Source organism: Nocardia sp. CY41, from assembly GCF_009829325.1.
Lineage (GTDB): Bacteria > Actinomycetota > Actinomycetes > Mycobacteriales > Mycobacteriaceae > Nocardia.
In genome coordinates this window covers 255,559-278,988 of record NZ_VUOS01000007.1, presented here as the reverse complement: position 1 = coordinate 278,988, position 23,430 = coordinate 255,559, and the positions used below count along the sequence as shown (strand labels likewise).

Sequence of the window (23,430 nt, the reverse complement as noted above, 5' to 3'; positions counted from 1 at the left end):
GAAGGTCCCGCGGCACGTATGAAGGTCGTGATCGCCGGCTCGTCCGGATTGATCGGGACGGCGCTCGTCGCGGCTCTGCGCCGCGACGGGCACGAGGTCGCCCGGCTGGTGCGCAGAAAAGCGGCGGGCCCGGACGAATTCGCCTGGAATCCGGCCCGCGCCCACCTGGACGAGCGGGCGCTGCGCGACGCCGACGCCGTGGTCAACCTGTGTGGGGCGGGCGTCGGCCGGCGGCGCTGGACCGGCAGCTTCAAACAGGAGCTGCGCGACAGCCGGATCACCCCGACCGACGTGCTGGCCGGTGCGGTGGCCGCCGCGGGGGTGCCTGTGCTGCTCAACGCCAGCGGCGTGCACTACTACGGCGGCGACACCGGCGATCGGGTGGTGGACGAGACATCTCCCGCCGGTTCGGGATTCCTGGCCACGCTGTGCCGGGACTGGGAGAAGGCGGCCGAGCCCGCCGCGGCGGCCGGTGTGCGTACGGTGCTGTTGCGCAGCGCGGTGGTGCTGTCGCGCACCGGAGGCATGCTCGGCATGCTGCACCCGCTGTACGCGCTCGGCCTGGGCGGGCGGCTGGGCAGCGGCCGCCAGTACACGCCGTGGATCTCGCTGGACGACGAGATCGGCGCGATCGTCTTCGCGCTCACCCACGACACGGTGTCCGGCCCGATCAACGTGGTCGGCCCCGCACCGGTCACCAACGCCGAGTTCAGCCGCGCGCTCGGCCGGGCGCTGCGTCGTCCCACTCCGCTGGTGGTCCCGGCGTTCGCGCTGCACGCGCTGGTCGGCGAGATGGCGCAGGAGGCGATTCTGCGCGGGCCCAGGGCCATTCCCACCGCCCTCGAGGAAGCGGGCTACCAGTTCCACCATCCCACCATCGGCGCCGCGCTGGCGGCCGCGGTGGGACGACCCGGAGACCCTCGATGACCGATCGACTCGACACCAGGCCCGCCACCGTCATCCGCGACGCGACCACCGATGACCTTCCGGCGATCCTGGAGATCCACAACGCGAATATCGCCGCCTCCACCGCGATCTGGGATACCGAGCGGGTCGGCCTGGAGGAGCGCCTCGGCTGGTTCCAGGCCCGCACCGGTGCGGGGCTGCCCGTGCTGGTCGCCGAGATCGACGGCGCCCTTGCGGGTTACGCGAGCTACGGGCCTTGGCGCACCAAATCCGGCTACCGCTACACGGTCGAGAACTCGGTGTACGTCGACGAACGCTTCCAGCGGCGCGGCATCGCCACCGCCCTGCTCACCGAGCTGATCGACCGTGCGCGCCGGGGCGGCGCGGTGCACGCCATGATCGCGGCCATCGAATCCGGCAACACCGGTTCGATCCTGCTGCACGAACGGTTCGGCTTCCGCACCGTCGGCGTACTTCCCGAGGTAGGCCACAAATTCGGCCGCTGGATGGACTTGACCCTCATGCAGCTGACCTTGCCGGTCGAGGTCGACTGACCTGGCGCCGGTCTTCGATGCCGACATCCATGAACGGCGCAGTGCCGTCACGAGGGCGTTCGAACGAATCCGAACAGTGACGAGCGGTCCTCGAGCGCTGCCATAGGGTCTACCGTGCCGGTTCGTTCCGGCTCTGGTCATCGAAAAGCTCAGTCGCCGAAAAGGGGGTCACACTCAGGCAGTGATGTTGGTGAGGAGCCTTATGGCCAGGAGCCCTCGAGTCGCCGTCGACGGCCACACCGATGTAGAGGAAGAAGAGTCCGGGCAGCAGTAGTCCCAGCAGCATCAGCAGTGCGATGATCGGTGACCTGCTCCCGATCGCCGCGGCGATCGTGCACACCACCGAGGCCGCAGCCAGGACGATCAAAGACCAGTTCACCACGAAGAACCACGGCGACAACGGTAGGCGGCAGAAGTCAGGCCCGTAGTTTGTCTCCAATCGGTCGGAAACAATCACGCACAGCAGGCTGACGACGATCAATGCGACGCTACCTGCCAGGAAAACTTGCCACCTCTTACTCAGAAACGACATTCACTCCCACCCGCCGTCGGTACCCGCGGAAGCCGCACGAGCGGCCCCACTCAGAAATACCGAACATATCGCTCGCTCGACCGAGCTTCTCAGGGCTGGCGGGACCCGCCGAACCGATGCGGACACAGGACGACGGCGCCTCTCGATTCGCTGCGGCGCGGCTCGCGGAGCGCGTGGCGAAAAGAGTGTTCTTCGCACCAGGCACTTCGATGCGGCAACCCGTCCAAGCCACAGAACCGTGACCCTCGTTCACATCAGCGGAGCCGACCCAGAAGTAGCGCGGCGACTCAGAATGCGTGAGAGGCGATGCGACGGGCCGCGTGGCGCCGGGGCCGCGTCGAGCTCAGGGTCCCCGGATCGGCGCCGCTGTCGCGGCAACCTTCCAGCTGTTTCCCTGGCAACCGCGATCGACGGTGCGGATTCTCCATCGAGGTGCTGGAATCGGCTCACCTCGTGGGCGTACCGTCGTCGCCGTGACCAACCCGCGCACCACCGTGTCCGCCCGATTCGATTCGACCCCGATCGTGGTCGAGGATCTCGGACTCATCGACTATCACGCCGCCTGGGAGCTGCAGCGCAGCATCGCCGACCAGCGCGCCGAGGGCAACGGATCGGATCATCTGCTGCTGCTCGAGCATCCCTCGGTGTACACCGCCGGCCGCCGCACCGAGGCCGACGACCTGCCGATCGACGGCAGCCCGGTGGTGCGGGTCGACCGCGGCGGCAAGATCACCTGGCATGGCCCCGGCCAACTGGTCGGCTATCCCATCGTGCGGCTCGCCGAGCCGGTCGACGTCGTCGGCTACGTGCGCCGCCTCGAGGAGGCGTTGATCACAGTGTGCACCGATCTCGGCCTCGCCTGCGGCCGTGTCGAGGGCCGCTCCGGCGTCTGGCTGCCCGCCACCGAGCTGTACGCCGAACGCAAGATCGCCGCCGTCGGCGTGCGCGTGCAGCGCGGCGTGGCCCTGCACGGCGTCTCGTTCAACTGCAACGCCGCCCTGGATGGGTTCCAAGCCATCGTTCCTTGCGGCATCCGCGACGCGGGCGTCACCACGCTGACCCGCGAACTCGGCCGCGAAGTGACCGTCGCCGAGATGAAGCCGCTGGTGGCCGACGCCATCATCCGCGCGCTCGACGGCGACCTGCCGGTAACCGAGCGCCATATTCCTCGTGTCACTCCTGGCGACACCACCCCCCAGCGTCCGATCACGACGGCGTAAGGTCGATCAAGTGACCTCAGTCGACACCCCGACACCACACAACGCCTCCGCAGCGGAACCTGTTGCGGCACTCCCGGGGCCCTCCGTGGCCACGCAGGGCATCTCCGCCGGGCCCGACGCGCGGGCGGCGAACGGTCGCAAACTCTTGCGCATCGAAGCCCGCAACGCGGAAACCCCCATCGAGCGCAAGCCCAAGTGGATCCGCACCCGCGCCACCATGGGCCCCGAATACTCCGAGCTCAAAGGCTTGGTGAAGCGTGAGGGCCTGCACACGGTCTGCGAGGAAGCGGGCTGCCCCAACATCTTCGAATGCTGGGAAGATCGCGAGGCCACCTTCCTGATCGGCGGCGAGCAATGCACCCGCCGCTGCGACTTCTGCCAGATCGACACCGGCAAGCCCGCCGCCTTGGACCGCGACGAGCCCCGCCGCGTCGCCGAGAGCGTCCAGGCCATGGGCCTGCGCTACTCCACCATCACCGGCGTCGCTCGCGACGATCTCGAAGACGGCGGCGCGTGGCTCTACGCCGAAACAGTCCGCGCCATCAAGCGTTCGAACCCGCACACGGGCGTGGAACTGCTGATCCCCGACTTCAACGCGAACCCCGACCAACTCGCCGAGGTCTTCTCCGCGCGTCCGGAAGTGCTGGCGCACAATCTCGAAACGGTCCCCCGCATCTTCAAGCGCATCCGCCCGGCCTTCCGCTACGAGCGTTCCCTCGCGGTTCTGACCGCCGCCCGCGAAGCCGGGCTGGTCACCAAGTCGAACCTCATCCTCGGCATGGGCGAAACCCCCGAGGAAGTCACCCAGGCCATGCGCGACCTGCACGAGGCAGGCTGCGACATCCTCACCATCACCCAATACCTGCGCCCGTCCCCCCGCCACCACCCGGTCGACCGCTGGGTGAAGCCGGAGGAGTTCGTCGAGCATTCCAAGACGGCCGAGGAAATCGGCTTCGCCGGCGTGATGGCAGGCCCGCTGGTCCGCTCCTCCTATCGGGCCGGACGGCTGTACGCCCAGGCGATGGCCCACCACGGGCGCGAGATCGCACCGGAAATGGCGCATCTCGCCGAGGAAGGCACCGCCTCCCAGGAAGCCGGCGCCGTTCTGGCCAGGTTCGGCAGCTGACCTATTTCACCTAGCAGCTTCGGCCCTCGCGCCCACTCTTCGTGTGCGCGGGGGCTGTCGCATATCGGCGCGGCCTGGGCGAAGCACGTCCTGCCGCCGCACACATCGTCGAACTCGTCACCACATGCAAGCGCACACTTGAATCGGTGAGCACCGATAGATCAGGACGCTCGTGGACGCCGTGCGGCTGCCCTGCGACGTGACGATCGAGGGATCAGTGGGGCAGCCCGGCTGACAACCGCGCCGGATCACGCACTCCGGTCTCTTCGGTGCACATGCGCCATCCGAGTTCGGCTCGATGCCATCTGCCGGAACACTTCGCGCTTCGCCGATCTCCTCGACCGCATGCCGGGTTCGACGTGTGAGGGTGACCACACCGCGTCACGTCGCTGGTCTCCGGCTCGTCCAGGAGTCGAAACCAACTCAGCCAACCATGGAGCGCACCATGAGACTCGGTATCCGGACCCGTCGACTCGCCCTCGGACTCGCCGCCGTCGTCGCCGCGCTGTTCGCAGCCGTACTGCCGGTGGCCTACGCCTGGAACCCGCCGGCCTCCCCCGACCGGCCGTCCTATCTCGACCGCATCCATTCCCGCTATGCGGAGACCGACCTGGCCCGGTTTCATTACACGGTGACCGGCCAGGGATCGCCGGTCGTGCTCATCGCGGGTGGCGGTCTGTGGCAGTACTCATGGCGCGAGGTGATTCCCGCGCTGGCGCGACAGCACACCGTGTACGCGGTCGATCTACCCAGTCAGGGATATACCGAACTGCGCCGCCCCGGCTTCGCGTTCGATCTGCCCGCCATGGCCGAGGCCGTCGGCGCGTTCTTCGACGCCGTCGGCCTGGATCGCGCGGCGCTGGTAGGCCATTCGTGGGGCGGCGCGTGGAGCTTGTACTTCGCCGAACAGCACCCCGAGCGGGTCGACCGGCTGATCCTGCTCGACGCGCCGGGGCTCGACGCCGAAAAGGCGCCCGTGACACCGCTGTTCCAGACCCCGCTGCTCGGTGAACTCGCCACGAAACTCACCACCCGCGACTTCTTCACCGACAGCATCCGCGGCACGTTCCACCACAAGCACCTCGTCACCGACGAGATGATCGGTGAATTGTGGCCGCCGTTCGCACGTCCGGACAACCGCGATGGCTTCCTCGCGCTGTGGCGGAATCTCGATTACCGCCGCACCGACGCCGAATTGGCCCGCGTAAGCGCTCCGACCCTGGTGCTCTGGGGCGGCGCCGACGAATGGCTGCCGCCCACCCAGGCCGAACGCCTGGCCGCGCGCATCCCGAACGCCACCGCCGAGGTGCTGCCCGGTTGCGGTCACACCGTGCACGAAGACTGCCCCGCCGACACCATTCCGCTGATCGAGGAGTTCCTCGGCTGAATCGGCATCGAGCACGGGGGTCCACGGCACGGGCACCACCCGTACCCGTGCCGTCATCGTGACCGGTCGCCGACGAGTCGGGAAGCCACGACTCGTGCAGGAATTCCGCGACCGGTCGAACCATCACTACCTGGTCTTCCAGGCAACGCGCGGCCGCAATCCAGTCGCCGAGCGGGAAGAGTTCACCGCCACGGTCGCGCAATCCGCATTCCAAGGCGCGGAGCTGGTCGGCGGATTGCAGGCACCGCCACGACTACGACGGCCTTGCCCCTTCGATGCTCGCAGTGCCCGGCGCAGGCCATGACACCCGCCTCGTGGCCGTCTCCAGATCCGGGGTCGCAGAACCCTTGCCACCGGCAATGCACTGGGGGCTAGAGGATCTCGTTCGAACATGGGAGTGATCCCCTTGTCATACGGTCGCTTCCGCTTTCGAGAGAAGCGTTCGAAGCACCGAACCGCCATTTACGGCGACACGCTCGGATGCGCTCGGAAGGATTTCGATCGCCGTCACTCGGCGCGTTCGATTCACCCATAACTTGCGTCGGACGGTTGTCATCCACCCTGATTCAGCGGTCTCAGTGATCGGATCGAGACATATTGGTCTCGTTACTGCCAATTCACTACTTGTGACGCAAATCACGTTTACATGCAAAAGTCCAGGTCGGCGCGCCGTTTCCATACCGGGCCAGGGCAACCCAAGATCGACAATTCCGAACATTAATTTTTCATTCACCAAATATTCACCCGTCGTGATCAAGCTGAGATCAGGTCCGGAAGAGACCCGAGAAACCAGCTCCACAGCTCCAACGGCTTGTTTCTCTCCGGGTACGGCAGCGGCACCGTAGGGCACCGCCCCGACTTGTGCACCGCGTCGCGCCGCCAGGATTCGAACCCTGGCTTTCACAACGAAATCCGAAAACCGCACACGAGCCGAGACGGCGAACACCTGACCAGGTCTCGCCGTGGATCCCGCGCTGGTTTTTCCGGCCGGATCGCCGCACGAACAAGGAACTGATTTCTCGATGCCTGACGCACGCCTTTCTTTCCGCCGCCCGTCACTCGTCAAGGGCGCTGCCATCGCCGCGACCGTCGGCGTGATCGCCGTCGGCTTCTCCGCCGGTGTGGCGGTGGCCGACGACAGCACTGCGGCCCCGGTGACGCCGGTCGCCGCGCCGTTCGATCTCCCGGCCCTGCCGGGACTGCCCGCGCTACCGGAGCTGCCCGCGGTGCCGGGACTGCCCGCGCCGGCGCCGCAGGGCTTCCTGCCCGCGCCGCCCCCGGTCTACGAGGACAATCTCGACGGCTGGATTCGCCAGTCCCTCGACGTCATGCGCCTGCACGGGATTCCGGGGAGCTACGAGGGCATCCACCGCAACATCATGCGGGAATCCGGCGGCAATCCCCGCGCCATCAACCTGTCGGACTCCAACGCCGCCAAAGGCACCCCCTCCAAGGGCCTGCTGCAAGTGATCGACCCGACCTTCAACGCCTACCACGTCGACGGCACCGCCTTCGACATCTGGGACCCGGTCGCCAACATCACCGCCGCCTGCAACTACGCGGCGCACCGGTACGGCTCGATGGACAACGTCAACGGGGCCTACTGAGCCCTTGGATCCGAGCAAGCGCCTCCTCGTCTGCACGACGCGGAGGCGCTGCCGTTTTCGGTGCGACTTCGGTCCACCCGATCGGTCGCTGCCGTGCGACACCGCCTTCGTCCAGCAGCGCGCCGGTGATCGCGGTCCAGGACACCGACTCCGGGATGCGTAGAGGCGATGACACAGCCGCGCTCCCCGCGAACACCGCCGAAGCGAAGGCAGGGCAAAACGGTCGTCTACTAGAGAGCCGGCGTGCCTGAACCGCCATGAGGTGGCTTGTGAGCAAGGGCCTCCGATCGAACGGGCGTGCGCCGAGTTTCGGCCGCGATCCCGCGAGCCGTCGAACGAACAGCGATGGCATCCCTCCGCCGCCTTCGGCGAACGGCTTGCCGGCGCGGAGAAGAGTTTCCTGCTGTCGCCGCAGATCGTCGACGGCGAAACGAACCACGCGCTCGGTACCGCAGGAACCGCGCGTGCCCGCCGAGCCGGATCAGGGAGTCTCCTCTGTTCCCTGCGGCTAGACCTGCGCGGCGCGCCTGCCGAGGAATTCCCGCACCTCCGGAACCGCGGCATGCGTGCGAACCAGGTTGGCGATCGCGTCGATTCGCTGGTGCAGGCGGGTGGACGCGAGGCCGGCGATGGTGTCGTAGTTGTCGGTGAGCAGTGAGCATGCTCGCGCGACGTCACCCGCGTTGATGAAGTTGCGTGCGAGGTTGAGCTGACCCGCTGCCCGCTCTCTCGGCCAAGCCGACGAGCCATCGATAGCGGCTTGCATATGAGTAGTCGCACTCTCATACTCACCCGCCCACATCTGCGCTTTCCCGATGACGAGATCGAGTTCCGACTCAGGTAAGAACACCCAGTCCGGATCATGCCCCCGAGTGGATTCGTATGCACGGAATGCCCGGCTTATCGCGGCGTTCATCGCGGTCTTGTCTCCACGCGCACCGTGGGCTTCAGCTTCCCGGATTGCCATTAGCGCTCGAAGCTTCGGACCGCCATCACGGAGCGATGCCTGTGACGCAGCCTGCACATATTGCACCGCCAACGGGTTCTTTCGCATGTCTCCGGGAAGGCTGATCATCAGACAGCTGGCATTCCCCAGCGCATGCGCCGCAGCGATCCCATCACCCGCCGCATTCGCGGCGTTCGCCGCGTCCGCGTAGTACCGCCGCGCATCGTCCAGACGCCCGGCGTCGTAGTGCACCCACCCGGCGGCGGTCATCATCTCGGCGGCAGCGCTGGTGAGCGCCCGCCCGACCTGCTCGGTGTAACTGCCTTGGTCCAGAAGCTGCTCGACATAGCGGACTTGGTTGGCCGCCACCCGGCACAACCGGTCGCCGCCGACCACCAGATCGAGTTCGTGGATCTGGTTCACGCTGTCGATGATGGCTTCCACGTCGCTCGCGCCGACTTTCCCGGCGGACGCCGACGCGGCGTTCGCGGAGGCGGATACCGACATCATGGCAGCCCCCGCGCTTACCGATGCCCCTGCTTTGAAGAAGTTGCGACGGTCCACATCTGCCTCCCGGTCCGACTCCACTACCAGTATGGCAAGCGGAACGCCCAGTGCACGGGCTACGAGCCGCAAGACCCGAACGTCGTGCGAGGCCGGGCCGCCGCGCTCCAGGCCGGAGACGGCGGGCTGGGAGAAGTTGATGAGCGCGCCCAGTTCCGTCTGCGTCATGCCGACGGATTTCCTGATCCGTCGGATCACCTCCCCCGTGGTCATGTGCATGGCCCGGCGTCCCCCGATCGTTGGTCGAATTTCCCCACAGCTTTTACCCCGAAAGCGACTGCACCGGCAGGATATACGGCTCTTCGGATAGCCGGAACGGAAACCGCGATCCGTGCTCCCACCTCGGCTTTCGCACAACCTACGTTCGGTCGCGGGTGCCCGGTGCCGGGGCGACGCCGCATGCCTGCGGCGCACCGGCCCGCCAGAGTGGCGGGCCGGTGGCGAGAGCCCCCGGTACCGGGCACCGATCGATCCGCGAAACAGAGAGGTTTCCCGTGTCCACGCACTCCCTCGCCATGTACCAATTCATCGCGCTGTGTGACGCGGCCGCCCACCAAGCGCCGATGCAGCCCTTCGATATCCGCCAGGCCCATGACGTGATGCAGATCCATGTGGCCTGCCGCGCGAAACACTGCGCACGCAAAGCGGCAGCACGGCAAGTGCTGGTCGACAGCGGACGGATGGTGCCGGACCCGAGCAGGCCGCAGTGAACGCAGCGGCCCCCGGGGCTCCGGACCGCCGCCACATCCGAATCGAAACCGGCCCACTGCGCCTGGACTACCAGGCGAGCGCCGAACAGGCCGAAAGCGTCGCAGGCGCACTGGCGCAACGGTTCCCCGACATCACGGTGACCGTCGACGACGACTTGGACGACGATCTCCCGCACCTCCCCTGCGCGCAACTGTGGGACTGATCGCTCCGCCCGGACACAACTACCTCCACCCTCGAAACTGCAACGGAGACTGCAACGATGCGATCCAACCGCCTCGAACGAGGCCGACCTACCCCAGCTTCCTGCTGACAGAGCGGCCGTGAATACAGATCCCACCCTCGCCCGCTGCCTGCGCTACCGGCACGTCCACGGGCTGCCGTGCTACGTGCACGAGGAGACTCGACGAATCACTCTGCGCGCAGGGGAGGTAGGCGCGGTCACGGTACCCGGACAGCTCGGCAGGATGGTCCACGCCGACCTCGCCAGGCAATACTTGCTCGGTCCCGTCATCGCACACGGCTCCGGACGCTGGACGATTCTCGTCCGCTCCGACGACACCCACCAGCTCGCCGACGACACCGACATCTTCATCGCACTGCTGCGCGCGTCCGCGACGATCGTCCCCGACGGCGGCGAGATACTGCTCCCCTCGCCCACTGACGAACGGACCGGCTACCGATGGTGGGTCGTCGCACCGCGCGACGCGTTCCGCCCACACATCAGCACCGTCGTGCAGTTGGTCATCATCTGCGCGGATCGAACTCCGCACCATCCCTACGGTTTCCAGGGACCGGACCGGCCACGAGACCACTCGTAGCAACATCACGGACCTGCGCTTCCGCCCCTCGGATGGCGCAAGGCCCCGAGACTCCCGATCCGAACGCACCCGATTCCGATGGAACCGGCAGCCCCGTGAGTGCGTCATAGACTTCAGGGACGACTTCAACGGCCCGGATCGGGAGGCTTTCGGTGGGACGACGGACGACGGCGACGGTTGCGGCGCTCGCTGGAGTGGTGCTGGTCGCCTCGGGGTGCGAATCGGGCACGAACGGAACTGCCACGCCCAGCACGGCGATCGACACGTCGGCTGCCACAGCCGCCCTGTGGGATCCGTGCACGCAGGTACCGGACCAGATACTTCAAAAAATCGGCGTAAGTCCGTCGACGAAAGAGTCCGGGGTCAGCGGCGTCGAAGAGCCCGGATGGAAGCACTGCAACTGGAGCAGTCCGGACTTCGCACTCGGCGTCTGGTCGACAATTCATTCAGTGGATGACTTCAAAAAGAAGGAGGGGAACATCCAATTCACTGATATCTCAGTCGGCGACCGAAGCGGCGTTCAGTACCGTCGGGCGAAAGACAAGTTCGACGAAGACTGCGATCTGGTCTTTCCTGCAAGCCATGGCGCACTGAGCATTACGATTTACAACCATGCATCATCGAAGAACCCGATCGCCCCTTGCGCCAGGGCGCTGACAGCCGCTGAGACTCTGGTCCCGATCTTTCCGCGTTGACCAAGGAGATCATCTATGGCAATGGACGAGGAGGTATCGCGCTGGCGATACCTCGCAGACGAAGCGAAAGCGGGCCGTCTCTTCTTGGACCGCTCGGTCGCGAAAGAGTGCTGGGATGCGTGCGACCGCCAGATCCAGCTGTACAACTCTCTCCGCACGAACCTCAAAGACGTCGAGACGGTCACGGGTCTCGGCAACTTCGACTGCGCCGATGAGCTGGCAAACATGCTGGGTGCGAAGGCAATCGGCGGCGATGGCGATGTGGACTCCGCTCTCAGAGAGCACATCGAGGTACTCACCCTCATACGTGATACCATCCAGATTTCCGTGGACCGCATCGGCGCGCAGGACGACTCCAATGCGCAAGACACGAGCAATCTGCTGAACTGACCGGGGGATGAATCATGGGTCTGCCGTTCTTGGTAGCGATCAGCGCCGCCCTGCTGGAGCAGTCGAAATCGGGTCCGCCGGACAGCGGTTCGCGCGACGAGAGCCCCGACGCGGCCATCGCACGCAACCGCATCGCCGAAATCATGCGAGCGGGTACCGATCTGCAGAGCCAGTCGCCGAAAGTTCCGGAGACCGCGTACAAGAATCCGGACGGGATCGACGATCTCTATCAGCGTGTGCAGGCGATGTCGATCACCGATGTCGTCGCGCTGCATCAACGATGGGAGTCCATTCGCAATCGGCTGGAGCAGGGTTTGCGGGGTTTCGCGCCGGAGATCGGCAAAGCCATGGAAGGCAGATGGGAAGGGGTGGCGGCGACGGCCGCGGCGAACGGGATCAAGGACTACGTCGACAAGTCCAGCGGGCTGATCAGTTCGGTGCAGATCGTCGCCGAGAAGGTGAAGATCATCCGCTCGGGCATCGAGGTCACCCGGCCCGCCGTCCAGGAAGCGCCGGCTCATACCTGGACCAGCGATGTCGCGAGCTGGGTGCCGGGTCCGACCTGGAAGTTGAACCAGCATCGCGACGATGCCGCGCACGATGCGAGCGTGAACGTCGTCAAGAACGTCTTCTATCCTGCCGTCCGGGAAGCCGACACCGGCGTTCCGCTGGTGCCCAAGCCGTACAACCCGGTGCACGATTCCGGCGATCAGCCGTCCGTGTCGAACGGCGGTTGGCAGCCGTCGTCGTCCGCTACCGACTCCGGCGATAGAGCCGCCACGGTGGACCCAACACAACGACCTGGTACCGAGAACACGCCGGAGAACACTGTCCAGTCGAGTACGGATCCTGTTGCCGAGCAAGAAAGCACGCCGGAGCAGACCACGACCGCGCCTGCTGGCACGAGCCCGTCGACCCAACCGGCGAGCACAAATCCTGGCACCGATCCCGCACTGCCCCGCCCCGGAACACCGAGTCCCGGCTCTCCGAGCACGCCGAGCCCGACCGCTCCCGGCCCGGGGATGCCCGGCCTGGGGACTCCTGCGCCGGGCCGCAGCGTCAACGGTGTCCCCGGCGTCCCGGGCGGCGTTCCCGCCGCCGCGTCCGCGCGTCCCGGCGCAGGCCGACCGGGAACGAGCGGCATGCCGGGCATGATGGCGCCGGGCGCCCGCGGTAAGGGCGACGACGACAAGGAACACCAGACGAAGGACTACTTGGTGAACCAGCGCAACGGCGAGGAACTCACCGGTCTCGGTGCGGAGAACAGGGTGAAGTCGGTGCCGCCGGTGATCGGCGAATGAGCGATCCGGGTGCCGACACCGTGCCACGCAGAATACGGCCGTGGTGCATGACGACGGAGCCGGCTTCGTGAGCCGACGGGATTGGTCGTTCTCCGCACTCGGCTTCACGGTGCTGTGGCGAGCCGTCGAGCGCGACGTGCTGCCATACCCCTTGCAGTTCCGATCTACCGCGGAGACCGTCGCCGATTACGAGTCGGAGTGGAAGTCCGAAGCCGCCGGACTGCACCGTCGCCTGGACGAGTCCCTCTACAGCGCACTGCGCGTTTTGGCCGAACCCGAGGCACGCATCGAGATGGCGGGCTTCAACGGAAGAGACAAACTGCGCGTGCACGCGGCCGTGCACTATCGGCATGCCGTGCTGCTGGTACAAGAACCCACCTCGTCGCCGGATCGCGGTGGGGCGGTGCGGATGTCGCTGCTCAGCGCGGAGGACGTGAGCCGTCGGGTCATCGATCTGCTGCCCGACGCCCCACGCGGCAGCGGCACCGGCATCGAGATCTCTCGGCACGAACTCGACGCCGAGGACGACGAGCCGTACCGCGTGGGTGCGCCACCCCCGCCCCGCGCCCGAGCCGAGCAGTTCTTCGAACGCCCCCGCACCACCATCGCCCACGTCGCGGTGTACGCGGGCCCCGCATGGGACAACCGGCCAGCGCCCTCCCGCGGCTTCCACGTGATGGACTATCCCGACGGCCGCTATCTCGTCCGCAGCGGAGCCACCATCAAGGCCGTCCCCGCCGACACCACCGAATTACGAACCCAACTCGACCGAGTCGTCCATGCGACGATCACAGCCTTTCGCGAGGAAAACGATCCGAGTTACACCTGACGCATCGGACCCCGGGCCGCCCCAGCACCAGTTGCGGCCGGAGCGGCGCGGCGCTTCCACAGCTCAGTCGAGGATGTTCAGAACCACCGCCGTAAACATCAGGGCGAACAGTGCGCCGAAGGCGATCCAGCTGGTACGGATCCAGTTGAGCCCCGGCCACCTCGGCGGCTTCGGACCCATTGCCCCGGGCAGAAGGTAGAACGCCGGAGAGCGGTAGTACACCGTCGTGCGGCATCCGGGTTCTACCGGCACGACGGTCTCCGCCGGTCCCATATCGGAGTCCCACGCGCGGACGAAGAACCTGACGAGAAGGTTGACACCCCGCGTCAGAACTTCGACTCGGTGGAGCCCAGGGGCCACGGGGATGTAGGTAGGACCCCAGGAGGCAGTGGGTACTTCGGTGCCGTTCACATAAATGCGCGGTCCGGTCGTCGCATATACCGGGCCCGCGATCCACCACCGGAAGTAGGACGTGTCGACCACGATGCCTGTCTCGCCTGGCTCGGGCCGGAAGGCTTCCACCGGGTGGCGCTCGACGTTCTGAAAGAACCGCAATCTCGGCCGGTCGACAGTATGCATCGGCGGCGGCACGAAATATGTCGTCCCGCGGTACAAAACGGGCTCCGGCATATATGGATTCGGGTACAGCTGGTTGGACGGCATCGGACTACCGCCCCAATGCGTTTGCGCCGACCCGTTGAACCCCCCGGCGTTCGGTTGCGGGGAACCGGTGCTCATCTGTGCAGGTTGCGGTGGACTGGCCCAGCCGGCCTGACCCGGCTGTGCAGCAGCGCCCGAAACGGCTCGTCCGGGTGGCAACGGGTCGCCAAGACTCCTCTGCCCCTCCTGGGCGATACCCGGACCCGCCTGGCCGCTCTGCGGCGAAGGCGCGGACGGTCGGCTCCCGGGACCATCGATATACGGTCCCTGCTGGTAGTTCACAGTGCGTACTTTCCCCTCGTTGTACTAGCGCGATTGTCAGGCCGGAGCAGGCTGGTTTTCCTTACCCAGGAGGGCATAGATGACAGCGGCGACAGCCTGGGTGAGCGTCTGGACGTCCTTGAAGGCGTTCGCCATGTCGAGAAGCAACTTGGAGATCTTCAATCCGTCGCGCCCGATTCTGGCGATCGCCACCGCGGCGACATGCGGGCCCGCCGCGCCCAGCGACGCCGCGAGTTCGAGGCTGTACCCGATCAGTGCTCCCGCCAGACTGGTCAGGATGTCCTGCACCATCTTCCGGAAGGCTTTGACGATCTTCGACAGGGTGTCCATGATTTCGCCGAGCGTGGCCGCGACCCCGCCCGCCCCCGCGATCTGGTCGATGAGATCCGTGGCCCGGTTCCGGTAGGCGTCCCCCGCGCTTCCTGTCCACGTGGCGATATCAGCCTCCAGATCCTTCTGCCACGTATCGCTCATGCCGGTCAGCTCCCGGGCGATACGACCCCAAGACTCGGAGTACGCCGCCACCATCTTGTCGTTTCCAGCGAGCCCGTCCAGCACCTTCCGGTACGGCTCGACGTGCGTGAGCATCCATCCGGCGATCTGATCACCCACGAATCCGAACGGATCGACAGGCGCATCCGCTATGGACGCGCCTGCCGCGATGGCACCCATGATCGACTCGAAGGTCTTGGCGTTTCTGAAATTGGCGTAGGCCTCCCAAGCGTCTCCGGCGATGGTGCCGGACAGAACCCCTGGCAGCCCGGTGTCTTGGTCATGCTTCAGACCGATGTCGTGCATCCAGAAGACGGTCTCCTGGAAGTACTCCTCCCGGTAGTCGGTCCCCTCCGCGATCAGTGGATTGTTCTCGGGCTTCTTCCGGTCGTCGAAGCCAGGGGTGTGCTCGTTGAGCCAGTCACCAACTCTTGTGCTCATTTCGGGCCTCTCGGTGCGTCGGCGATGGTTTCACGCAGTTCGGTCACCGACCTGCCGAAGGCGCTGTCCTTGTCTTCGAAGGCCGCTGCGACGAGGTCGAGTTTGTCCGGCAGCGCTGCGACGTCCTCCGCGAGCTTGCGTATCACGTCGATGGTGTTGCGATGCTTGTCGTCCAGCACCATGTGCACGAGCGGCCGGGGAATCTCGCCGAACCCGTCGTCGGCAGAGCCCAGGTAGTCGGCGGCTTCGAGCGACAGCGTCAAACTTTCCATGAGTTTCTGCAGCTTCGCGGCATGATTGCGCACTTCATCAGGATCGACGGAGACGGCGTCGGGATTGGTCACGGTCACACCAGCCAGGAGCGGTTGTAGTACTCGGTCTCCGGATCCGGTTCATCCGGGACGACGATCTGGTCACGGTCGGGTTTGCGGCTGCGCGGCGAAGCGGTCGGCTCCGAGGACGCGGGGCCCAGGTGGGCGGGGAAAGTCGACGAGGTCATGGACGGGCTGTGGCCGGACGAGGACGCGGCACGGTCTTCGAATGGCGCGCTCGTCCGTGGCTCGGGATCGGGGAAACGCTCGGCGTACTGGGCGGTGATCGCGGCGCCCGCCTCGTCGTCGCCGACGGTGTTCCGCACGAGTTCGCCGACCTGTATCCGCAACGCCGATTGCGCCCGACGCAGACACGCCATGATCTCAGCGGACAACACCGCCGGGTCCATCCCGCGCGAACTCGGCGACAGATCGATCGCCGTGGGTGCACCGCTGCTGTCGACGGTGACACGAACCCGATCATCCTTACCGGACTCGGTGACGGTCAGCGTCTGCATGCGGCTTTCCAACTCCTGAAACCGTTCGGCCCGACGCTCGAAATCCGCTGCCATCCGCGCCAAATCTTCCGCAGCATGGTGCACATCGAATGCGGCCATCAACACCTCCTACTACTTCACGACTGCCTGGTTCGACCAACAAACACCGACACACCTTCACGTGTCTTACATCGACACTGACGCAGCAGGCGGCCGATCGGTTCCATCGGATCCGCACCGCCCAACCGGTGGCCTACCGAACCGAGGCCGAGCCCACGAGTCGTGCGGCCGCGGGCAGGACCACGTGCTGCTGCGACCGACCACGACAATATCGCTGCGGCACAACGTTACTCGCGCTCTGCTGCGACCCGGGCACGGTCGAGTTCGTCGCGCCGATCCGGGTTACTGCGCCCGATGATCACAAATCAGCCCTGGTCAGGCAGGTCCTCCCGCCAGTGAAAACAAATGTTGATATACGTAGTCCTAACCTTGCCCTATGCCTCGCTGGAGTACGCACGGTCGCAACCCGGCGAGAGTAGGGCGACTGGCACGGCTCAGCACCGATTCCCAATCCGTGTCGGCCACAAGCATTTCCAGGGCGACGATCAGATCGATCACCGCCTCCGGCAGCGGGCGCAGGTCACCGACGAATGCCGAAGACGAAGCGCCGGAACCCACTACCCCTCGAGTGCATCCGGGCTCGCTCGCACCGAAGATCGAGACACTCTCGTACACAACGGCCATGGGAATGCCGCCGCTGCCGCCACGGGACCGGGACGACGAGCCGCATCGGCTCTACCATTCGGGCGCGGCCGCGTTCGTCGGACTCTGCGTCGGTGTGCTGCTCCTGGTGGTGTCCGGGTGTCTGCTCGTCGATCACCCGACGCAGACGGCAGCGGCAACGTCCACCACAGCGGTCCGCACCAGTGCTCCGACATCCACGGCGCCCTCGTCCACCGTGCGCACGACGCCCCCCGTCGCCGCCGCGCCGCCGGTCCGGACGGGCATCGGGATGACCTTCGGAAAGGTCACCGCCAACGACGGTACGACGCTGGTGGTGCGCAACGCGTTCACCAGCAGCAGTGTCAAGGTCCGTGCCGACGCCGGCACGAAGGTGAACGTCCTGGTCGCCAAACGCGCCTCCGACATACGCGTGGGCGCGATCGTCGCCGTCTACGGGCGGCAGTATCCGGATCAGACGATCGTCGCCGAATTCATCACCGGCATCTCGATCGGCGGTCCCACGAGATGATCCGGTCGTCCACGCATCAAGATCGCCCGCGTAGCGCCGCTTCCATCACCGCGTCCTCGACCGGCTCCGGCTGACCTCAGACGCTCTGCGCCAGCCGCAGCTTCCCGGCCATGCCGGCCACCGACGCAGCATCCGCCGCCGCGTCGGCGCCGCCCTGCCCGAGCTGCTTGCGGTAGCGAACCGCATCGACGACGGCCGACTCGACCCGTTCGTGATCGAGTAGGTATGCAAGTCGCGCCGCCACGCACCGTCGCGGTCCCGGGCTCCGCGGCGAGGACCGCCATCCACACTACCCTCGCGATACACCTGCCCGCGAGGAGGCGACCGCGGCCGATTGCCGCTGAATGTCGGTGGCTGTTGCTAACTTTCGTCTCGTTCTGATCTGACGAAACCAGGCGAGGCGCTATGACAATCGGGGGAACCACCTATCTCGAACTGTCCGAGGACAGTGGTACCGCGCACAAGTTCTACGAGGTGATCGTGGCGGGCACGCAGGTGAGTGTCCGTTTCGGTCGCATCGGGGAGCAAGGGCAGACGAAGGTGAGTTCGTTCGCCTCCGAAGAGAAGGCGCGGGCGGCCGCGGCGAAGAAGGTCGGCGAGAAGGTGCGGAAGGGCTATGCGCCCGCCGTGATGGGAGCGCGGGACAGGCGCCCGGTCACCCGGCGGGCGATCAGCAGCGGCCGCTCCACCGCGAAGGCCGCGCCCGTGCTGTGGAGTTTCGACTCCGGCGCCGCCGCTTTCGGCATCTTCGTCGACGAGCGCCGCTGCTGGGTGGGCAACGAGAGCGGCGACGTGTTCACCCTCACCCCGGACGGCGTGGTCACCGGCCGGTACCGCTTGCCGGACTCGGTCAAATGCATTGTGGCCGACGATTTCTGGATCTACGCCGGTTGTGACGACGGGCGCGTCTACGACCTGTCCGGCAAGGTGCCGCGGGCGGCCTACGACATCGCGGCCGATGTCGACATCTACTGGCTCGACATCCACGACGGCATCCTCGGCGTCTCCGATCGCCAGGGCGGCATCACCGTGATCGACTACGAGGAGGAGTCGCTGTGGACCCGGCGCAGCACCGGCGACTCGGGCTGGATGGTGCGCATCGACACCGACGGTGTCTACCACGGGCATTCCGCCGGCGTCACGAAATACGACCTGGACAGCGGAAACGCTGTGTGGCATGCGGGCACCGGCGGCGACGTCCTGTTCGGCTGGCAGGAGTCCGGCGCCGTCTACGCGGGCACCGCCCGCAACCAGGTCCGCATGGTGGCCAAGAGCGGTCGCGCCGAGCGCACCTACCAGTGCGACGCCGCGGTCTTCTCCTGCGCCACCTCGCCCGACGGGCGCTACGTCTTCGCGGGCGACAATTACTCCTCGGTGTACTGCTTCGACGCCGACGGGAACCGCGTGTGGAAACTGGCCACGGGCTGCGGATCCGCCTATTCCATGCAGTACCACGACGAGAAGCTGTACCTGGTCACCACCACGGGCACGCTGGCCTGTCTCGACGTCGGCGAAGCGGCCATCCGTGATGCGGAGCAGGGCGTGCTGCCGGAAACGGTGTCGGTGAAGGCTCCCGAGATCTCCGCGGTGGTGCCCAGCAGCACCGTCGAGATCACCTCCGACGCGGGTGCCGGCGTCATCGTGGAATGCGTGAACCAGGGGAGTTCCCTGCGCGTGCGAGTCGTCTCACCCGGATATCACCAAGGATGGAATGTCCAGTTCCCCAAGGACATTCGCCGGGCAGGGGCACGGTACGTGGTCGACGGCATCGCGGAGTCGGCGCGCGGCGGTTTCTATCGCGTGCGCGGGGACATCCGCCGGCTGTCCTGAGTCCCGAACGTTCCAGAACGAAACGTTCCTCGCGCGTCTCGGGAGATGCGCGAGGGGCGTCTCAGCAGGACCCCGGCCGCTCACGACCCTGGCACACTGGCAGAAGTATCGAAATGGGGGGATGGCTCGATGGGTGGACGATTCAGAACGTGGGCTGCGATCGCCGTGGCACTGACGACGGCCATGGGGCTGTCGGCCGGGTGTACGTCGCACGAGCACGCGGACCGGAAGTTTCCAGCCGAGGCAGCCGAGCAGATCGACCGCATCGTGCGGCCGCAGATGCGCGCGCGGCTTGCCCCTGGCGTACTGGTCGCGGTGCACGACCCCGAACGCGGCACTTTCGTCACCGCCTACGGCACAGCCGATCTCGCGACCGATCGTCCGATGGACGTGGCGGATCATGTTCGGATCGGGAGCATCACCAAGACGTTCACCGCCACCGCGGTGCTGCGCGCGGCCGATGAAGGCAAGCTCTCGTTGGACGACGTGCTGGCGCGGTACGTGCCGGGAGTGCCCAACGGCGACATCATCACCCTGCGTGATCTGCTCGGCATGCAAGGCGGTGTCTGGGATGTCCGGGAGGAACCCGCCTTCGCCGACCAGATGACTGCGAAGACTCCGGCATCCGAATGGCATGAGGGCGACCGACTGCGCACCATCCTCGCGCACCCGGAAAGGGCGATGCCGCCCCGCGATCGCGTGGAGTACTCCAACTCCGAGTACTACCTCCTGGGTCTCGTGCTCGAGCAGGTCTACGGAAAACCGGTGCACCGAGTGATCGGCGATGTCGTCGCCGCACACGGGCTGCGCGCCACGACGTATCCCACCGACACCACCATGCCCGCACCGGAGAGCCGCGGGTACGCGCACTTCGACGAGGCCCCGACCGACGTCACCGCGCGCACCACCCCGGCGCTGTTCGGCGCGGCGGGCACGATGGTGTCCACGGTCTCCGACCTCGCCGACTACGCCCGCATGCTCGGTCGCGGCGATCTGCTGAAACCGGAGACCTTCCGTGCCAGGACCCAGTTCGCCGGAGACCTGCGCTACGGGCTGGGCATGATGGAGTACGGCCGCTGGATCGGCCACAACGGGGCGGTTCCGGGCTACACCACTCACCTCGGTTATCTACCCGAGCGGGACGTCGGCGTCGCGGTCGCGGTCAACGAATTCAGTTCGCCGCCCCTGCTCGGCGTGACCGCCTCGATCATCTGGTTCGGCGTCGTCCGCCAGCTGTACCCGGGCACGGCGCCCGGGGCGGCGGTGAGAGCCCAGCCGAGCCCGTCGATCCCCGCGGTCGCCGATCTCGACGGCCGCCTGCGGCGCACGCTCGACCCGTCGGTCCCGGTGGCGGAGAAGCCGCTGCGGATCGCCGACGACGACAAGGATCCGGAGTTGATCACGCGGATATCCCGGGTCTACGCGCCGGTCACCACGACGGTCGTCGATGCGACCGAGGTCGGCCCCGGTCAGATGCTCGCGACCACCGTGCTCGGCGGCCCGGAGCGCCGCGTGCCGACCATCGTCCCGTTCGTCGCGCGTGACGGCTCCTGGCGCCTCGCCACCGGCTGGGCCTGCGAGACGATCCGCGCGACCGGCGAGTCCTCTCCCGCCTGCCCGTGACCGCCCACGCTGATCTGCCGATTCGTCGGCGGAACGCCCCGCCCGGTGGGAAGGTTGAGGTACGGCAGGTGTCGGCAAAGGAGCGAGACACATGGTGGACAAGACCAACGGAGCTGCCGCGGGCGACGGCGGCGTGATGACAGCGGAGCGGCCGGAGCAGATCCGCAACGTGGTCCTGGTCGGGCACAGCGGGTCGGGCAAGACCACGCTCGTCGACGCCATGGCGCTCACCGCGCGGGCGGTCAACCGAGCGGGGCGCGTCGAGGACGGCACGTCGCTGTCGGATTACGACGAGATCGAGCACCGCCAGCACCGGTCGGTGCAGCTGTCGGTGGTGCCGGTGGCGTGGGGCGGAATGAAGGTCAACCTGGTCGACACGCCGGGATACGCCGACTTCGTCGGCGAGTTGCGGGCGGGGCTGCGGGCGGCCGACGCGGCGCTGTTCGTCATCTCGGCGGCCGAGGGCGCGGACGGGATCGCCGGGGCGACCAGGGCGCTGTGGGAGGAGTGCGCCGCGGTCGGGATGCCGCGCGCGATCGTGATCACCCACCTGGACACGGCCCGCGACGAGTTCGACGTGATGACCGAGACCTGCCGGACCGTGCTGGGCGGCGGATCCTCGGAGAACATCCTGCCGCTGCATCTGCCCGTGTACGGCCCGAAGAATCCGGACGGTCACCGGCCGGTCACCGGCATGGTGGAGCTGCTGCCGCACTGCGTGGGCGACTACTCCTCCGGCGAGGAGGTCCGAGGCGACCCGTCACCCGATCAGGTGCCGGAGCTGGAGGAAGCACGCAACCGCCTCATCGAGGGCATCATCGCCGAGAGCGAAGACGAGAGCCTCATGGAGCGCTACCTCGAGGGCGCGGAGATCAGCCTGGCGACGCTCGTCGCCGACCTGGAGCGCGCGGTCGCGCGGGGCAGCTTCCACCCGGTGCTGTTCGCCGCGCCCGCGCCCGAAGGCGCCAAGCAGGGCCTGGGCACCGTGGAGTTGCTCGACCTGATCACCGGTGGTTTCCCGACGCCCGCGGAGCACCCCATCACCGCCAGCAACGGCGCCGGACCGCATCCGTTGCGCTGCGATCCGGACGGCGAATTGGCCGCGGAGGTCATCCGTACCGCGTCCGACCCGTACGTCGGACGGGTCTGCATGGTCCGCGTCTTCTCCGGCACCTTGCACGCCGACGACACGGTGCACATCAGCGGGCACGGCCTCGAGGATCGCGGCCACGAGAGCCACGAGCTGGACGAGCGCGTCGGCGCGATATCGGCTCCTTTCGGCAAGCAGCAACGTCCGCTGCGGCAGGCGATCGCGGGCGACATCGCTTACGTCACCAAGCTCGGCCACGCCGAAACCGGTGACACACTGTCGTCCACCGGCAGCCCCTTGCGGATCGAACCGTGGCCGATGCCCGATCCCCTTCTGCCGGTGGCGATCCGCGCGCACAGCAAAACCGACGAGGACAAACTTTCCCAAAGCCTCGCCCGCTTGGCCGCCGAGGATCCCGCGCTGCGCCTCGAGCACAACCCGCAGACCCATCAGCTGGTGCTCTGGTGCCTTGGTGAAGCGCATCGCGACGTCGCCCTGGAACGGCTGCGGACCCGGTTCGGCGTGCAGGTGGACGTGACCGACCACGAGGTGGCGTTGCGGGAGACGTTCGCGGGCAAGGCGAACGGGCGCGGCAGGCACGTCAAACAGTCGGGCGGGCACGGGCAGTACGCGGTGTGCGAGATCGAGGTCGAACCGCTGCCGGAGGGGGCGGGGATCGAATTCGTGGACAAAGTGGTCGGCGGCGTCGTTCCACGCCAGTTCATCCCCTCGGTGGAGAAGGGCGTCCGAGCGCAGGCGTCGCGCGGGTTGACTGCCGGATATCCCCTGGTGGACGTGCGCGTCACTCTGTTCGACGGCAAAGCCCACTCCGTCGACTCCTCCGACGCCGCGTTCCAGACCGCGGGCGCGCTCGCCTTGCGCGAGGCCGCCGCGGCGGCGGGGATCAGGGTGCTCGAGCCGCTCGCCGAAGTCTGGGTGCTGGTCTCCGACGACTATGTCGGGCCGGTCCTGAGCGATCTGTCCAGCCGCCGCGGTCGCGTCCTCGGCACCGAGCCGCACGGCGCGGGCCGCACCCGGATCCACGCCGAAGTCCCCGAACTCGAACTCAGCCGCTACGCCATCGACCTGCGTTCGATCTCGCACGGCACCGCCGATTTCACCCGCAGCTACGCGCGCCACGAGCCGATGCCGAACCAGATCGCCGCGTCGCTGCGCGTGGAGAAGGCGCGCACGTAGTCGGCAACTCTCGACGTATTCGCACCTACCGGCCCGGTCGGCACCTGTTCCGGTCGCGGGTACCGGCCCGCAAGTTCGACGCGCCGGCCAGAACCGACGCACGCTCCTGAACGCAGTGACCTGTGAGTCGGCCAGACGCACAGGTATGGCGAGGCCACGTAGCGCCGGT

24 protein-coding genes are annotated in these 23,430 nt (G+C 67.0%); 17 read left to right on the top strand and 7 right to left on the bottom strand.

What is annotated here, in order from left to right; genetic code table 11:
- Positions 1-18 precede the first annotated feature (18 nt).
- Together GVY64_RS10450 and GVY64_RS10445 are read left to right on the top strand one after the other, a co-directional pair.
- A complete protein-coding gene (locus tag GVY64_RS10450; protein WP_159840303.1) occupies positions 19-927 on the top strand; it encodes a TIGR01777 family oxidoreductase in 909 nt (302 codons plus the stop codon).
- A complete protein-coding gene (locus tag GVY64_RS10445) occupies positions 924-1,460 on the top strand; it encodes a GNAT family N-acetyltransferase (RefSeq protein WP_159840302.1) in 537 nt (178 codons plus the stop codon). The genes GVY64_RS10450 and GVY64_RS10445 overlap by 4 nt, the downstream gene beginning before the upstream one ends.
- A gap of 109 nt (positions 1,461-1,569) precedes the next feature.
- Here GVY64_RS10445 and GVY64_RS10440 read toward each other — a convergent pair whose 3' ends face one another.
- Positions 1,570-1,992, bottom strand: a complete 423-nt coding sequence (locus GVY64_RS10440; protein ID WP_159840301.1) for a hypothetical protein — start codon at positions 1,990-1,992, stop codon at positions 1,570-1,572.
- A gap of 473 nt (positions 1,993-2,465) precedes the next feature.
- Here GVY64_RS10440 and lipB point away from each other — a divergent pair, with 473 nt between their 5' ends.
- The 4 genes from lipB to GVY64_RS10420 all read left to right on the top strand — a co-directional run bounded on the left by lipB (position 2,466) and on the right by GVY64_RS10420 (position 7,332).
- Positions 2,466-3,212, top strand: a complete 747-nt coding sequence (lipB, locus tag GVY64_RS10435; RefSeq protein ID WP_159840300.1) for a lipoyl(octanoyl) transferase LipB — start codon at positions 2,466-2,468, stop codon at positions 3,210-3,212.
- An 85-nt stretch (positions 3,213-3,297) separates the two neighbouring features.
- A complete protein-coding gene (gene lipA / locus GVY64_RS10430) occupies positions 3,298-4,338 on the top strand; it encodes a lipoyl synthase (RefSeq protein ID WP_236566736.1) in 1,041 nt (346 codons plus the stop codon).
- Positions 4,339-4,783: 445 nt separating this feature from the next.
- Complete coding sequence (locus tag GVY64_RS10425) at positions 4,784-5,725, top strand: alpha/beta fold hydrolase (RefSeq protein ID WP_159840299.1); 942 nt, start codon at positions 4,784-4,786, stop codon at positions 5,723-5,725.
- Positions 5,726-6,747: 1,022 nt separating this feature from the next.
- Positions 6,748-7,332: a transglycosylase SLT domain-containing protein gene (locus GVY64_RS10420; RefSeq protein ID WP_159840298.1), complete on the top strand. Its 585-nt coding sequence runs from the start codon at positions 6,748-6,750 to the stop codon at positions 7,330-7,332.
- A 508-nt stretch (positions 7,333-7,840) separates the two neighbouring features.
- On the opposite strand, the gene GVY64_RS10415 is transcribed toward GVY64_RS10420, so the two are convergent.
- A complete protein-coding gene (locus GVY64_RS10415; RefSeq protein WP_159840297.1) occupies positions 7,841-9,055 on the bottom strand; it encodes a helix-turn-helix domain-containing protein in 1,215 nt (404 codons plus the stop codon).
- A 281-nt stretch (positions 9,056-9,336) separates the two neighbouring features.
- Here GVY64_RS10415 and GVY64_RS10410 point away from each other — a divergent pair, with 281 nt between their 5' ends.
- The 7 genes from GVY64_RS10410 to GVY64_RS10380 all read left to right on the top strand — a co-directional run bounded on the left by GVY64_RS10410 (position 9,337) and on the right by GVY64_RS10380 (position 13,586).
- Positions 9,337-9,552: a hypothetical protein gene (locus GVY64_RS10410; RefSeq protein WP_159840296.1), complete on the top strand. Its 216-nt coding sequence runs from the start codon at positions 9,337-9,339 to the stop codon at positions 9,550-9,552.
- Complete coding sequence (locus GVY64_RS10405) at positions 9,549-9,755, top strand: hypothetical protein (RefSeq protein WP_159840295.1); 207 nt, start codon at positions 9,549-9,551, stop codon at positions 9,753-9,755. The genes GVY64_RS10410 and GVY64_RS10405 overlap by 4 nt, the downstream gene beginning before the upstream one ends.
- Positions 9,756-9,873: 118 nt before the next feature.
- The gene (locus tag GVY64_RS10400) at positions 9,874-10,371 is read left to right on the top strand and encodes a DNA-directed RNA polymerase subunit beta (protein ID WP_159840294.1); all 498 of its coding nucleotides are present in this window, start codon (positions 9,874-9,876) and stop codon (positions 10,369-10,371) included.
- A gap of 152 nt (positions 10,372-10,523) precedes the next feature.
- Complete coding sequence (locus GVY64_RS10395) at positions 10,524-11,066, top strand: DUF3558 domain-containing protein (protein ID WP_159840293.1); 543 nt, start codon at positions 10,524-10,526, stop codon at positions 11,064-11,066.
- 15 nt (positions 11,067-11,081) lie between these two features.
- Positions 11,082-11,456 carry a hypothetical protein gene (locus GVY64_RS10390; protein WP_159840292.1) on the top strand — a complete coding sequence of 125 codons (375 nt, stop codon included), beginning with the start codon at positions 11,082-11,084 and terminating at the stop codon, positions 11,454-11,456.
- Positions 11,457-11,470: 14 nt separating this feature from the next.
- On the top strand, positions 11,471-12,757 hold the full coding sequence (locus tag GVY64_RS10385) for a hypothetical protein (RefSeq protein WP_159840291.1): 1,287 nt from the start codon (positions 11,471-11,473) through the stop codon (positions 12,755-12,757).
- A gap of 67 nt (positions 12,758-12,824) precedes the next feature.
- On the top strand, positions 12,825-13,586 hold the full coding sequence (locus GVY64_RS10380) for an ESX secretion-associated protein EspG (RefSeq protein ID WP_159840290.1): 762 nt from the start codon (positions 12,825-12,827) through the stop codon (positions 13,584-13,586).
- 63 nt (positions 13,587-13,649) lie between these two features.
- Here the strand turns inward: GVY64_RS10380 and GVY64_RS10375 are convergent, their stop codons facing one another.
- The 4 genes from GVY64_RS10375 to GVY64_RS10360 all read right to left on the bottom strand — a co-directional run bounded on the left by GVY64_RS10375 (position 13,650) and on the right by GVY64_RS10360 (position 16,389).
- Positions 13,650-14,177, bottom strand: a complete 528-nt coding sequence (locus GVY64_RS10375) for a hypothetical protein (protein WP_159840289.1) — start codon at positions 14,175-14,177, stop codon at positions 13,650-13,652.
- 387 nt (positions 14,178-14,564) lie between these two features.
- Positions 14,565-15,461: a hypothetical protein gene (locus tag GVY64_RS10370; protein ID WP_159840288.1), complete on the bottom strand. Its 897-nt coding sequence runs from the start codon at positions 15,459-15,461 to the stop codon at positions 14,565-14,567.
- Positions 15,458-15,805 carry a hypothetical protein gene (locus GVY64_RS10365; protein WP_159840287.1) on the bottom strand — a complete coding sequence of 116 codons (348 nt, stop codon included), beginning with the start codon at positions 15,803-15,805 and terminating at the stop codon, positions 15,458-15,460. The genes GVY64_RS10370 and GVY64_RS10365 overlap by 4 nt, the downstream gene beginning before the upstream one ends.
- A gap of 2 nt (positions 15,806-15,807) precedes the next feature.
- Positions 15,808-16,389, bottom strand: coding sequence for a YbaB/EbfC family nucleoid-associated protein (locus tag GVY64_RS10360; RefSeq protein ID WP_159840286.1), 582 nt, complete (start codon positions 16,387-16,389; stop codon positions 15,808-15,810).
- Positions 16,390-17,011: 622 nt separating this feature from the next.
- On the opposite strand from GVY64_RS10360, the gene GVY64_RS10355 reads away from it, so the two are divergent.
- Complete coding sequence (locus tag GVY64_RS10355; protein ID WP_159840285.1) at positions 17,012-17,521, top strand: hypothetical protein; 510 nt, start codon at positions 17,012-17,014, stop codon at positions 17,519-17,521.
- A 76-nt stretch (positions 17,522-17,597) separates the two neighbouring features.
- On the opposite strand, the gene GVY64_RS10350 is transcribed toward GVY64_RS10355, so the two are convergent.
- The gene (locus tag GVY64_RS10350; RefSeq protein ID WP_159840284.1) at positions 17,598-17,765 is read right to left on the bottom strand and encodes a hypothetical protein; all 168 of its coding nucleotides are present in this window, start codon (positions 17,763-17,765) and stop codon (positions 17,598-17,600) included.
- Positions 17,766-17,926: 161 nt separating this feature from the next.
- Between GVY64_RS10350 and GVY64_RS10345 the strand changes: the two genes are divergently transcribed.
- From GVY64_RS10345 to GVY64_RS10335, 3 genes are all read left to right on the top strand, one after another.
- On the top strand, positions 17,927-19,351 hold the full coding sequence (locus GVY64_RS10345; RefSeq protein ID WP_159840283.1) for a WGR domain-containing protein: 1,425 nt from the start codon (positions 17,927-17,929) through the stop codon (positions 19,349-19,351).
- A gap of 129 nt (positions 19,352-19,480) precedes the next feature.
- A complete protein-coding gene (locus GVY64_RS10340; RefSeq protein ID WP_159840282.1) occupies positions 19,481-20,974 on the top strand; it encodes a serine hydrolase domain-containing protein in 1,494 nt (497 codons plus the stop codon).
- Positions 20,975-21,065: 91 nt separating this feature from the next.
- Positions 21,066-23,261, top strand: coding sequence for an elongation factor G-like protein EF-G2 (locus GVY64_RS10335; protein ID WP_159840281.1), 2,196 nt, complete (start codon positions 21,066-21,068; stop codon positions 23,259-23,261).
- Positions 23,262-23,430 lie beyond the last annotated feature (169 nt).